This is a genomic window from Serratia sp. AKBS12 (assembly GCF_024793895.1).
In the GTDB taxonomy this organism is placed as follows: domain Bacteria; phylum Pseudomonadota; class Gammaproteobacteria; order Enterobacterales; family Enterobacteriaceae; genus Serratia_F.
On sequence record NZ_JANUSB010000015.1, the window covers coordinates 303,547 to 316,610 of the forward strand.

Genomic DNA, 13,064 nt, shown 5'->3' on the forward strand with positions numbered 1-13,064 from the left:
GAAGACTGAACGTATTTGTGTTTATGGAGAAAAGTATGAACTTTCGCCTGACTGGGCTGGCTTTCGCAACGGTATTGCTTGTCGGGTGCGCCAGCACCCCTGAGAACGAACCCCAAGGGCGCTCCGATCCTCTGGAAGGGTTCAACCGCACCATGTTCGATTTTAACTACAACGTGCTGGATCCTTATCTGCTGCGTCCCGTGGCGGTTGCCTGGCGTGATTATGTGCCGATGCCGGCGCGTAACGGCCTGAGCAACTTCACGTCGAACCTTGAAGAACCGGCCAGTATGGTCAACGAATTCCTGCGTGGCGAACCGTACCGGGCCATGATTCACTTTAACCGCTTCTTCCTCAATACCCTGCTTGGCATGGGTGGGTTGATTGACGTGGCTGGCATGGCCAACCCGAAACTGGCGCGTGAAGAGCCGCGCCGCTTCGGCAGTACGCTGGGTTATTACGACGTTGGCTACGGCCCTTACGTGCAGTTGCCGGGCTACGGCAGTTGGACCCTGCGTGAAGACGGCGGCGAATGGGTTGATAAGCTCTATCCGGTGCTGAGCTATCTGACCTTCTGGATGTCGGCCGGTAAATGGGTGGTCGAAGGCATAGAAACGCGTGCTCAGCTGTTGGACTCTGACGGCCTGCTGCGCAACTCTTCCGATCCGTACCTGATGATGCGTGAAGCCTACTTCCAGCGTCACGACTTCCTGGCCAACGGCGGTGTGCTGAAGCCGGAAGAAAACCCGAATGCCAAGGCGATTCAGGGCGATCTGGGCGAGATAGATTCAGCCGATTGAGTGGCGAATGAATAAAGAAAAACCCGCCGATTGCGGGTTTTTTTATACCGTTCACACCTGCGATCAGAAGGTATAGTTGAAGTTGGCGCCGTACAGCCAGGCCTTGCCTTCAGACTCAAAGGTATATGGACCTTCCTTGACGGTAACATGCTGGCCGTGCATGTAGGACACGCCGACGTCAACCGATGCATTTTTGTTAAACGCATAGGTGGTACCGGCGCTCAGCCAGAAGCGGTCCTGATCCGGAATGGAAATCGAGCGGTTCTGTGCTGGAACCGGGCTGTCATCGAAGGCGATACCGGTACGGAAGGTCCAGTTATCATCGTAGTAATAAGTGGTACCCAACGCGATGCGGTAAGCATCTTTGAAGCCTTCATGTTTTTCGAACAACGTCTGGCCATTGTTGCCGGTGGCGCGCAGCTCCTGGAACTGGCTCCAGCTGGTATAGGCCAGGCTGTAGTGGATGGCCCACTGCGGCGCAACCTTGTTGTAACCTGAAATTTCCCACATTTCCGGCAGGTGCAGAGTCAGAGAACCCGGAATGGTGTTACCGTCGGTGCCCCACGGCAGGCCGGTTCTACCCTGCAATGGATTGTACCGTGAAGGAATGCTGCTCTTGTAATCGCCGTCGAAGTCGATTTTGATTTCAGAGCGGTAGGTGAGGCTATAGCGGTTGTTGTCGTCAACTTCGTACAACAGACCCGCGTTCCAGCCGTAGCCCCATTCGTCGCCTTTCAGGTGCGAGATTTGGGTATCGGCCGGCATGCCGAGAGCGGGGCCGCTTTCACCGGCATAACGTTCCAGTTTGGCCTTGGCGTAAACCGCGTCAAAGCCCAGGCCGAAGCTGAAGTGCTGATTCAAGCGGTAAGCAGCGCTCAGGTTGAGGTTTACCGTGGTCAAGTCGGTTTTACCGCCGTACGGGCCTGCGGTATAACCATCGTTGAATTCGGTTGCCAGGCCATAGTTACTGGTCACGGAACCGCCAACCGCCCATTGATCGTTCAACGGATGAATGTAGTGCAGGTTCGGGATCCACTGGGCTGGCGCAATGTTTTTCGAGTCGAGGCTGGCACCGGAAGACGACGTGCCGGAAATATCTACGTCCGGATCGACGAAGATCGCACCGACGGAAAGCGCTGGGCTATCAAACATCATCATGGTGGCAGGGTTGCGGCTTGCCGCTGTGGCATTATCCGCGACTGCGCCTTCGCCAGAAAAAGAACGGCCTAAACCAGATGAAGAGTACTCATTCAGCTGGAATCCTGCGGCAGACACGTTTGATGAAATAATTGCCACTGCAGCTGCGAGAGCTGATTTAGTAAATAGGTTTTTCTGGCTCATGACCAAAACCTCATTATGTGTTTATTATTTAAACTATGTTACACAAGGTAACAAGGAGCGCGGGATTGTAGGGTCCGTTATCCATCAGACAAATCAGACCAGTGGCTGAATTATAGGTCTGACCTGTCAAAATGTTGCAACTATGTTTTTCTAATATTTCAAAATTGATATCAAAAAAGAGATCTGCTTAACAAAACACCGACGGTAAATAACAAAATTCTGATACTTCATTAGCAGCCAACCATTTTCGTTTGTGATTTCCATCGCTTAAAACACCTACTAACAGTAAGTGCTAGTGCTGCGCGCCAGGGGGGAGTAAAATAGCCCTCAGATTATTGTGATTATGCGGCCGATCAAATTTGGCACTTTAGGCGGTATTGACGCTGCCCGGTGAGGAGAATTGAACATGTCAGATGCAATAAACAAATGCAGTGCGCAAGAAACGGCAGCCTGCTGCTGTGTGGATGTCGGCACCGTGATGGATAATACCGATTGCACCGCGTCCTACAGCCAGGTCTTTACAAATCAACAACAAGCACAACAGGCGTTGATGACGTTGACCGACAAGGCTCGCGCGGTGGAATCCGATCCCTGTGACATCAACAGTAGCATTAATCCGGTTGACGGCGGCTTCCAGCTGGATGTCGACTTTATCTTCTGCTGCCAGGCGGAAACCCTGATCTTCCAGCTTGGCTTGCGTTAATTAGCGCGAGTCGACGTCGCTGCGCGGGTTCGCCGCGCAGCTTTTCCTGCCTCCTGCCTATCCTGGGTTACCGTTAGAAAGTTGCTCCTGCTCGCAGATTTCACTTCTGCCGGTTTGCCAAATATCAACATCTGGTTAACAATGGCCTCATCAGGTCAGACCTGTTTTGATGGTTGCGCTGACGTCTTTTTCTTCAGGAGCGTTTATGAGTAAGGCACTGCCGCTGGTTACCCGACAGGGTGACCGTATTGCAATTGTAAATGGACTGCGTACCCCCTTCGCCAAGCAGGCGACCGCTTATCACGGTATTCCGGCGGTGGATCTTGGCAAAATGGCGGTAAGTGAATTATTGGCGCGTAGCGGTATCGACCCGAAATTAATCGATCAACTGGTGTTTGGCCAGGTGGTGCAAATGCCGGAAGCGCCAAATATCGCGCGTGAAATCGTGCTGGGTACCGGCATGAGCGTACACACCGACGCCTACAGCGTTTCCCGTGCCTGCGCCACCAGCTTCCAGGCCATAGCCAACGTGGCGGAAAGCATCGTCGCCGGCAGCATCGGTATTGGCATTGCCGGCGGTGCCGATTCCTCTTCGGTGCTGCCGATTGGCGTCAGCAAAGCGCTGGCGCGCACTCTGGTCGATCTGAACAAAGCGCGTACGCTGTCGCAACGCCTCAAGCTGTTCAGCAAACTCAAGTTCCGCGACCTGCTGCCGGTGCCACCGGCGGTGGCGGAGTATTCCACCGGCCTGCGTATGGGCGACACCGCCGAGCAGATGGCCAAGTCGCATGCCATCAGCCGTGAGGAGCAGGACGCGCTGGCGCACCGCTCGCACCAGCTGGCTGCCAAGGCGTGGCAACAGGGACTGCTGCGCGCAGAGGTGATGACCGCCTATGTGCCGCCGTACCAGGCGCATATCGCCGAAGACAATAACGTGCGCAAGGATTCCAGCCTTGCGTCATACGCCAGATTGAAACCGGCATTCGATCGCCAGCATGGCAGCGTTACCGCCGCCAATAGCACACCATTGACCGACGGCGCAGCCGCGGTGCTGATGATGAGTGAATCGCGCGCCAAAGAACTGGGGCTGGCACCGCTGGGTTACCTGCGCAGTTTCGCCTTTGCCGCCATCGATGTATGGCAGGACATGCTGCTCGGGCCATCCTATGCCACGCCGCTGGCGCTCGATCGCGCGGGTATTACCCTGGCGGATCTGACGTTAATCGATATGCATGAAGCCTTTGCGGCGCAGACGCTGGCCAACCTGAAAATGTTTGCCAGCCGCGAGTTTGCCCAGCAAAAACTGGGGCGCAATGAAGCGATTGGCGAGGTCGATATGGATAAATTCAACGTGCTGGGCGGCTCTATTGCCTACGGACATCCGTTTGCCGCAACCGGTGCGCGCATGATTACCCAGACGCTGCACGAGCTGAAACGTCGCGGCGGCGGGTTGGGGTTGGCTACCGCCTGTGCAGCCGGTGGTTTGGGCGCGGCGATGGTGGTGGAGGTAGAACAATGAGCGTCACAAATGCCCTGCATGAACAGCGCGCCACGCCGACGGCTTTTCGGCTGACGCTGCGACCGGACCATATTGGCGTGATCACCATCGACGTCCCGGACGAAAAGATGAATACGCTGAAGGCGGAATTTGTCGATCAGGTCAACGAGGTGCTGAACAAGGCGCAGCAATATGCCGCACTGGAGGGGTTGGTGATCGTATCAGGCAAGCCGGATTCGTTCATTGCCGGTGCGGATATCACCATGATCGCCGCGTGCAGCAACGCCAGGGAAGCTGAAGAGCTGGCGCGCAAAGGCCAAAGCACGTTGGCGAAAATTGCCGCCTTTCCGGTGCCGGTAGTGGCGGCCATCCATGGCGCCTGCCTCGGTGGTGGTCTGGAACTGGCATTGGCATGCCACAGCCGCGTCTGTTCGCTGGACGACAAAACCGCGCTTGGCCTGCCGGAAGTACAACTGGGGCTGCTTCCCGGCTCTGGCGGTACGCAGCGTTTACCGCGCTTGGTCGGCGCCAGCAAGGCGCTGGACATGATGCTGACCGGTAAACACATTCGAGCGCGCCAGGCGGTGCGCATGGGGCTGGTCGATGATGCGGTGCCGCACGCCATCTTGCTTGATGCGGCGATCGCACGGGTCAAACAGGGCTGGAAGAGCAAGCCGACGCTACCATGGCAGGAGCGGCTGCTGAACGGGCCGCTGGGGCGGAGCCTGCTGTTCAGCGTCGTGCGCAAGAAAACGCTGGCAAAAACCCACGGTAATTACCCGGCGGCGGAGCGTATTATTCAGGTGGTACGTACCGGACTGGATCAGGGCAGCGGTCATGGCTATCAGGCCGAGGCGCGGGCGTTTGGTGAACTGGCGATGACGCCGCAATCCGCGGCGCTGCGTAGCCTGTTTTTTGCCTCCACCGCGTTGAAAAAAGAGCGTGGCGGCGACGCGCAGCCGCGAGAACTGCACCGCGTAGGCGTTCTGGGCGGTGGCCTGATGGGCGGCGGTATTGCCTGCGTTACCGCCACGCGTGGCGGTTTGCCGGTGCGCATCAAGGATATCAGCGAGCAGGGCATCAACCATGCGCTGAAGTATAGTTGGCAGGTACTTGGCAAACGGGTGCGCAGCAAGCGCATGCGGCCTGCCGAAAGGCAAAAGCAGATGATGCTGATTTCCGGCACCACCGATTACAGCGGTTTTGACCGGGTGGATATCGTGGTGGAAGCGGTGTTCGAGGATCTGGAACTGAAACAGCGCATGGTGGCAGAAATAGAACAGCACGCCGCACCGCACACGGTATTTGCCTCCAACACCTCGTCACTGCCGATTGGCCAGATTGCCGCCAAGGCGCAGCGGCCGCAGCAGGTGATCGGCCTGCATTATTTCAGTCCGGTGGATAAAATGCCGCTGGTGGAAGTGATCCCGCATGCCGGTACCAGCGAGGAAACCGTTGCCACCACCGTCGCGCTGGCGCACAAACAGGGCAAAACGGCGATTGTGGTGGCCGATCGGGCCGGATTTTACGTCAACCGCATTCTGGCGCCCTATATCAATGAAGCTGCCCGTTGCCTGCTGGCCGGCGAGCCGATGGAGTCTCTGGATAAGGCACTGGTGGATTTCGGTTTCCCGGTTGGGCCCATTACGCTGCTTGATGAGGTCGGCATCGATGTCGGCACCAAAATCATCCCGGTGCTGGTCAACGAACTGGGCCCGCGTTTTGCCGCCCCGGCGGCGTTTGATGCGTTATTGAAAGACGGCCGAAAAGGGCGCAAAAACGGGCGAGGTTTTTATCTCTACCCGAGCGAAGGCCAGCAGCGGCAACGCGGCAAACGCGCCGACAGCGAGGTTTATTCCCTGCTGGGCGTGACGCCAAAGGCGCATCTTGAACCGGCGCTGATTACCCAGCGCTGCGTGATGATGATGCTGAACGAGGCGGTGCGATGCCTGGACGAAGGGGTGATTCGCAGCGCGCGCGACGGTGACATTGGCGCGGTGTTCGGCATAGGCTTCCCGCCGTTCCTTGGTGGACCGTTCCGGTATATCGACCAGCTCGGTGCGGAAAAGGTGGTGAAAACCCTGCTCTATCTGCAACAGCAATATGACGAGCATTTTGCGCCTTGTGAGCGCTTGCAGCGTATGGCGCAGCAGGGGGAGCGCTTTTATCCGCGCTAAATACACGGCGGTTAACGGCATGGCGGCCCGATTTGCACTACAGTTGCAATAAGGCTGCAATGTGATCCTCATCACTCCTTGCAACAGCGTCAATTCCGGACGCTGTACAGGGAGATTAGGGCGAGGTAACGTAACCGCTTGGTGATGAATATGGCATCACGATAAAAAACTTTCATCAGGGGTTGGTTAAAATTTCAACCCGTTGAATTGGTTGTCAAGTGAACGATGGATTCACGCTACGCTGCCGTTGGTGCAAAAAACAGCGTTTTCTTTACGTGAACTTTCAGGCAAAATGCCCGGCCGCCATAGAGAGACGGCGCGTTATCGTTTTGAAGCACTTGTGCTCTTGAGCTAAAGGTATTCGGCGATACAGCACGCTCTGCGTTTCTGTATAGCGTTATTTTGTCAACAACAGCGGTGCAATATGCAAGTTTTGATTATGCGTCACGGAGAGGCGGCACTCGAGGCGGCCAGCGATGCGGTAAGGCCTCTTACCGTTTGTGGCCGTGATGAGTCACGTCAGATGGCGGCCTGGTTAAATGCCAAGTCAGTGGATATTGAACGCGTGCTGGTCAGCCCTTACCTGCGAGCCGAACAGACGCTGACAACGGTGCGTGAAGCGTTGGCGCTGCCGGAGGGCCAAGAGGTGCTGCCGGAACTCACCCCGGGCGGCGATGCCTCTCTGGTGGGCAGTTACCTGCAATTGCTGGCGCAACAAGGGGTAGGCGCGGTGTTGATCGTCTCGCATCTGCCGCTGGTGGGCTACCTGGTGGCGGAACTCTGCCCGGGTGAATGCCCGCCAATGTTCGCCACGTCGGCGATTGCCAACGTTGAACTGGCCGCCGACGGCAGCCAGGGGAAACTGGAATGGCAGGTCAGCCCGTCGCAGCTGATGGCCAAAGTCTAATACGGCCAATGCGACGATGACCCCAAGGGCGATGTTCATCATCGCCCTTGGTCATTTTTGCGCGCAATTATTCAGCCAGTTCGACCAACACCAACAACGCCGCGCTGCCGCCCCATTCTTTCGGTGCCTGATGGAACGCCAGTACGTCCGGGTGTTGCGCCAGCCATAACGGCGTCTGCTGCTTAAGAATATGCTTACCGTGGCCGTGCATCACACAGGCGCAATGCACATGCTCGCGTTTGCACGCGGCGATCAGTGCCCCCAGTTCCTGTTTGGCCTGCAGCTGCGTCAAACCGTGCAGATCGAGGAACAGGTCCGGCAGGTAATCGCCACGCCGCAGTTTTTTCAATTCAAAATGGCTATAGCCGGGGCGCACATAGCGTGCCGGGCCTTCATTATCCAACTGCGGCTGGAATTCATCAGAAAAATAAAAACTGGCATCAACCTGTTCCTGCATCAGCCGTTGCGGTGCGGCCTGCCTGGCAACGGCTTTGGGCTGCCGGTGGACGATGGTGTCCTGACGCAGCTTCTTAGCGCCTGTCACCGACTCTCTGAAGAGCTGCAATTCGTCTTTGCTCAGAGGGTGTCTGTTTTTCATTAATTCATTCACCGGAAATTATTCATCACGACAGTTTAGCCTGTGCCCGTGGTCTGGCGAAGCAAAACCGTCATCAGGGCATCACTGCTGCCTGCCATCTCGCCGTTGGCGGCGCATGCGCCCCGGCAACGCGGCGGCGGCAGGGCGTTTGCCTAGCGCCGGATGTTGCGCCAATTATTTAGGGTATCGAAGCTGATTTGTCGCGGGCTTCATGGCAAACTATGCGGCTATCTCATGAATCACAGCCGCCTGCCGGAGGGCACATTGGACAAAATTTTCGTCGACGAAGCAGTGAACGAACTGCATACCATTCAGGATATGCTGCGTTGGACCGTAAGCCGTTTTAACGCCGCCAATATCTATTATGGTCACGGAACCGATAATCCGTGGGACGAAGCGGTGCAGCTGGTTCTACCGAGTTTGTACCTGCCGCTGGATATTCCTGAAGACATGCGTTCAGCGCGCCTGACCTCCAGCGAGCGCCATCGTATCGTTGAACGCGTGATCCGCCGCGTCAATGAACGTATTCCTGTCGCTTATCTGACCAATAAGGCCTGGTTCTGCGGTATGGAGTTTTACGTCGATGAACGCGTGTTGGTGCCGCGCTCGCCGATCGGCGAATTGATCAACGACCGTTTCAGTGCGTTGATCCCGCGCCCACCGCGCCATATTCTGGACATGTGCACCGGCAGTGGCTGCATCGCCATCGCCTGCGGTTATGCCTTCCCGGAGGCAGAAGTGGACGCGGTTGACATCTCCAGCGAGGTGCTGGCGGTTACCGAGCGCAACATTCAGGCGCACGGCGTCGAGCATCAGGTGATCCCGATCCGCTCCGATCTGTTCCGCGATGTCCCGGCGATCCAGTACGATCTGATCGTTACCAATCCGCCGTACGTTGATGCCGAAGACATGTCCGATCTGCCGCAGGAATTCCGCTTCGAGCCGGAGCTGGGGCTGGCTGCGGGCAGCGACGGTCTGAAACTGGTGCGCCGCATTCTGGCCTGTGCGCCGGATTTCCTCAGCGACGACGGCGTGCTGATTTGTGAAGTGGGCAACAGCATGGTACATCTGATGGAGCAGTATCCGGACATTCCGTTCACCTGGCTGGAGTTTGAAAACGGCGGCGACGGCGTGTTCATGCTGACCAAACAGCAGCTGATTGACTGCAAAGCCCATTTCAGCATGTACCGCAGCTGATGATTTCCCCGGGCCTGCCGCGGCGGGTCTGATAACAAAAATGAGTATCCCTCAGCGTTTTCACGCCGCCGTCGGGCGTCGGGTTTGCCGAACCAACGGATGAGCCTGAACAGCCCTTCGCCAGCGGCGTGAAAACGGCAGGGAAGTAAGGAGCCGTGATGGCAGGCAACAGTATTGGACAGTTATTCCGCGTCACTACATTCGGTGAATCGCACGGTGTGGCGCTGGGATGCATCGTTGACGGCGTGCCTCCGGGCATTCCACTGACCGAAGAAGATTTGCAGCATGACCTGGACCGCCGCCGTCCGGGTACCTCGCGCTATACCACCCAACGTCGCGAGCCGGATCGGGTGCGCATTCTTTCCGGCGTGTTCGAGGGCGTCACCACCGGCACCAGCATCGGGCTGCTGATCGAAAATACCGATCAACGCTCCCAGGATTACGGCGCGATCAAGGATCTGTTTCGTCCGGGCCATGCGGATTATACCTACGAACAGAAATATGGCGTGCGCGACTATCGTGGCGGCGGCCGTTCTTCGGCACGAGAAACCGCCATGCGCGTGGCGGCAGGGGCGATCGCCAAAAAATATCTTGCACTGAAGTTTGGCGTAAAAGTGCGCGGCTATCTGGCGCAGATCGGCGACGTAGCCTGCGAGCTGAAAGACTGGCAGCAGGTTGAGCAGAACCCGTTCTTCTGCCCGGATCCGGACAAGCTGGAAGCGTTGGACGAACTGATGCGCGCGCTGAAAAAAGAGGGCGACTCCATCGGTGCCAAAGTCAGCGTGATTGCCGAAAATGTGCCAGTTGGCCTTGGCGAGCCGGTATTTGACCGTCTGGATGCCGATCTGGCGCATGCGCTAATGAGCATCAATGCGGTGAAAGGCGTCGAAATCGGCGACGGATTTGCCGTTGTCAGCAAGCGCGGCAGCGAGAACCGTGATGAAATTACCCCGCAAGGTTTCCAGAGCAACCACGCCGGCGGCATTCTCGGCGGTATCAGCAGCGGTCAGCCGGTCATCGCGCATCTGGCATTGAAACCTACCTCCAGCATCATGGTACCGGGCCGTACCATCAACCGTCAGGGTGAAGCGGTCGAAATGGTGACTCGCGGCCGTCACGATCCGTGCGTCGGTATCCGAGCGGTGCCGATCGCCGAGGCGATGATGGCGATCGTACTGATGGACCACCTGCTGCGCCAGCGTGCGCAAAACGGTGATGTGGTGTCCGACGTACCGCGTTGGTAATACGGGATTTCGCAATCGGGTGGCGATAACAATGAAAAAATGGATGTTGGGCCTGGCGGCCCTGATGGTGTCGGGGGCTGCGCTGGCCTTGACGCCGTGGCAGCAAATCTCGCATCCGGTGGCCGGCTCGGCGCAGGCTATCGGCGGTTTTGCCAACGGGTGCATTATCGGCGCACAGCCGCTACCGCTGAACGCGGCGGATTATCAGGTGATGCGCCAGGACCAGCGTCGTTATTTTGGCCACCCGGATCTGCTGGCGTTCATCCAGCGTCTTGGTCATCAGGCCAGCCAGCAACGGCTTGGCACGGTATTGATCGGCGACATGGCGATGCCGGCCGGCGGGCGTTTCAGCAGCGGCCATGCCAGCCACCAGTCGGGGCTGGACGTCGATATCTGGCTGCAGTTGCCACGCCAGCGCTGGAGCTCGCAGCAACTGCTCAAACCGCAACCGATCGATTTGGTGACCGGCGACGGCAAGCGTGTACGTGACAGCCAGTGGCAGCCGCAAATCGCCTCGTTGATTAAACTGGCGGCGCAGGACAGTGAAGTGACGCGCATCTTCGTCAACCCGGCGATCAAGCAGCGGCTGTGCGACGACGCGGGTAGCGATCGCGCCTGGCTGCACAAGGTGCGTCCGTGGTTCGGCCATCGTGCGCATATGCACGTGCGCTTGAGTTGCCCGCCGGGCAGTCTGGAATGCCAGGATCAGGATCCGCCGCCGGCCGGAGATGGCTGCGGCGCTGAATTGGCCAGCTGGTTCGAGCCGCATCAGCCAAGCGCGAAACCGGGTAAACCGGTGGTGCCGCCGTTACCGCCGTCTTGTCAGGCGTTGTTGGATAATCATTTCGCTGCGGAATAAAAAATGGATTGGTTTATGGTCGGCCCCGAAATGCTCGGGGTATTGTTTGCCGTGGCATTACTGGCAGGGTTTATTGACTCTATTGCCGGTGGCGGTGGTCTGCTGACCGTACCGGTGTTGCTGGCGGTAGGGGTTCCCCCGGCGGAAGCGCTGGCCACCAATAAATTGCAGTCGGTGGGCGGGTCGTTCTCCGCAAGTTTGTACTTCATTCGCCGCAAAGCGGTGAGTCTGAACGATCAGAAACTGACCATCCTGCTGACGCTGCTCGGCTCGATAGCGGGCGCGATCCTGGTTCAGCATATGCGCGCCGATCTGCTGCGCCAGATGTTGCCACTGCTGGTGATTGGCATCGGGCTGTATTTCCTGTTGACGCCACGTTTGGGGGAAAACGATCGCCAGCGCCGCCTGAGCGCTCTGCCGTTTGGGCTGGTGGCTGGCGGTTGCGTCGGTTTTTACGACGGGTTTTTCGGCCCGGGTGCCGGCTCGTTCTACGCGCTGGCTTACGTCACGCTGTGCGGCTTCAATCTGGCTAAATCCACCGCGCACGCCAAAGTGCTTAACTTCACCTCCAACTTCGGCAGCCTGATATTTTTTATCATGGGTGGCAAAGTGCTGTGGGGGATCGGCCTGGTGATGCTGGTTGGACAGGTGCTGGGTGCACGCATCGGCGCACATATGGTGCTGACGCGCGGGCAGAAGCTGATTCGGCCGATGATCGTTATCGTTTCACTGATTATGAGCCTGAAATTGCTGTACGATAACCACGGCGTGGAGATCCAGCATTGGTTGTCGATGCATTTTTAACAAGCCAAAACAGCGCTGAAGTGGAATAATTGCCGCTTTATTTTTGTGGTTATCGGGTTTTACCTATGTCAGACGTACAAAACACACACCAGTATACCGACCTGATCGACATTTTTAACCGCTGTTTCAGCGACGACTATCAAACGCGCCTGGTCAAGGGCGATGACGAACCGATCTATTTGCCGGCGGACGAGCAGTTGCCGTATCACCGCATCGTGTTTGCCCACGGCTTTTACGCCAGCGGCCTGCACGAAATCTCCCATTGGTGCATTGCCGGCGCCGAGCGCCGCAAACAGGTGGATTTCGGCTATTGGTATTGTCCGGATGGGCGCGATGCACAGACACAAAGCGAATTTGAAGCGGTAGAGATCAAGCCACAGGCGTTGGAATGGATGTTCTGCGTTGCCGCAGGCTTCCCGTTCAACGTCAGCTGCGACAATCTGAACGGCGATTGTGAGCCGGATCGGATCGCGTTCCAGCGAAAAGTGCGTGAGCGGGTGCTGGAACTGCTGGAAAAAGGCATACCCACACGACCGGCGCGCTTTATTCAGGCGTTGCAATCGTTTTACAATACGCCACCGCTGGCGGCAGAGCATTTCCCGTATCCGGAAGATCTCAACTGATGTTGCCGCTTTAATTTAATGAGGAAAAACAATGATCGCTGAATTCGAAGCGCGCATTTTGGCGCTGATTGATGACATGGTAGACCACGCCAGTGACGATGAACTGTTTGCCGGTGGCTATCTGCGCGGTCATCTGACCCTGGCGGTGGCAGAAGCGGAAGAAAACGGTGAACACAGCGCCGAAGGGCTGAAAGTCCGGGTCGAGCATAGCCTGCATCAGGCGATTCGCGCCGGTGAGCTTTCGCCGCCGGATCAGGCGCTGGTTGAAGGTATGTGGGAAAATCTGTACCAGACCGCGCTGGCCAACGCCTGAGGT

13 protein-coding genes are annotated in these 13,064 nt (G+C 57.4%); 11 read left to right on the forward strand and 2 right to left on the reverse strand.

Translation table 11 applies throughout. From position 1 onward, the window contains the following. The first annotated feature begins 35 nt into the window (after positions 1-35). Positions 36-797 carry a phospholipid-binding lipoprotein MlaA gene (gene mlaA, locus NYE85_RS11335; RefSeq protein WP_259004837.1) on the forward strand — a complete coding sequence of 254 codons (762 nt, stop codon included), beginning with the start codon at positions 36-38 and terminating at the stop codon, positions 795-797. A 63-nt stretch (positions 798-860) separates the two neighbouring features. Here the strand turns inward: mlaA and fadL are convergent, their stop codons facing one another. Then, complete coding sequence (gene fadL, locus NYE85_RS11340) at positions 861-2,138, reverse strand: long-chain fatty acid transporter FadL (RefSeq protein ID WP_259004838.1); 1,278 nt, start codon at positions 2,136-2,138, stop codon at positions 861-863. A 406-nt stretch (positions 2,139-2,544) separates the two neighbouring features. On the opposite strand from fadL, the gene NYE85_RS11345 reads away from it, so the two are divergent. The 4 genes from NYE85_RS11345 to sixA all read left to right on the forward strand — a co-directional run bounded on the left by NYE85_RS11345 (position 2,545) and on the right by sixA (position 7,423). Then, entirely contained in the window at positions 2,545-2,841 is a 297-nt protein-coding gene (locus NYE85_RS11345) for a YfcZ/YiiS family protein (RefSeq protein WP_259004839.1), read from the forward strand. 205 nt (positions 2,842-3,046) lie between these two features. Then, positions 3,047-4,360, forward strand: a complete 1,314-nt coding sequence (gene fadI / locus NYE85_RS11350) for an acetyl-CoA C-acyltransferase FadI (RefSeq protein WP_259004840.1) — start codon at positions 3,047-3,049, stop codon at positions 4,358-4,360. Further along, positions 4,357-6,516: a fatty acid oxidation complex subunit alpha FadJ gene (gene fadJ / locus NYE85_RS11355; protein WP_259004841.1), complete on the forward strand. Its 2,160-nt coding sequence runs from the start codon at positions 4,357-4,359 to the stop codon at positions 6,514-6,516. Before fadI ends, fadJ begins: the two co-directional genes overlap by 4 nt. A gap of 424 nt (positions 6,517-6,940) precedes the next feature. Further along, positions 6,941-7,423 (forward strand): phosphohistidine phosphatase SixA, encoded by a 483-nt coding sequence (gene sixA / locus NYE85_RS11360; protein WP_259004842.1) that lies wholly within the window; start codon positions 6,941-6,943, stop codon positions 7,421-7,423. A 67-nt stretch (positions 7,424-7,490) separates the two neighbouring features. Here sixA and smrB read toward each other — a convergent pair whose 3' ends face one another. Next, on the reverse strand, positions 7,491-8,021 hold the full coding sequence (smrB, locus tag NYE85_RS11365) for an endonuclease SmrB (protein ID WP_259004844.1): 531 nt from the start codon (positions 8,019-8,021) through the stop codon (positions 7,491-7,493). Between the two features lie 264 nt (positions 8,022-8,285). Here smrB and prmB point away from each other — a divergent pair, with 264 nt between their 5' ends. The 6 genes from prmB (at position 8,286) to NYE85_RS11395 (ending at position 13,061) form a co-directional block, all read left to right on the forward strand. Then, the gene (gene prmB / locus NYE85_RS11370; RefSeq protein WP_259004846.1) at positions 8,286-9,218 is read left to right on the forward strand and encodes a 50S ribosomal protein L3 N(5)-glutamine methyltransferase; all 933 of its coding nucleotides are present in this window, start codon (positions 8,286-8,288) and stop codon (positions 9,216-9,218) included. 158 nt (positions 9,219-9,376) lie between these two features. Then, positions 9,377-10,462, forward strand: a complete 1,086-nt coding sequence (aroC, locus tag NYE85_RS11375; RefSeq protein ID WP_259004847.1) for a chorismate synthase — start codon at positions 9,377-9,379, stop codon at positions 10,460-10,462. Between the two features lie 31 nt (positions 10,463-10,493). Then, a complete protein-coding gene (mepA, locus tag NYE85_RS11380; protein WP_259004848.1) occupies positions 10,494-11,321 on the forward strand; it encodes a penicillin-insensitive murein endopeptidase in 828 nt (275 codons plus the stop codon). A gap of 3 nt (positions 11,322-11,324) precedes the next feature. After that, a complete protein-coding gene (locus tag NYE85_RS11385; RefSeq protein WP_259004850.1) occupies positions 11,325-12,125 on the forward strand; it encodes a sulfite exporter TauE/SafE family protein in 801 nt (266 codons plus the stop codon). A 65-nt stretch (positions 12,126-12,190) separates the two neighbouring features. Further along, entirely contained in the window at positions 12,191-12,748 is a 558-nt protein-coding gene (locus NYE85_RS11390; RefSeq protein WP_259004852.1) for an elongation factor P hydroxylase, read from the forward strand. A gap of 31 nt (positions 12,749-12,779) precedes the next feature. Then, positions 12,780-13,061, forward strand: coding sequence for a YfcL family protein (locus NYE85_RS11395; protein WP_004960346.1), 282 nt, complete (start codon positions 12,780-12,782; stop codon positions 13,059-13,061). Positions 13,062-13,064 lie beyond the last annotated feature (3 nt).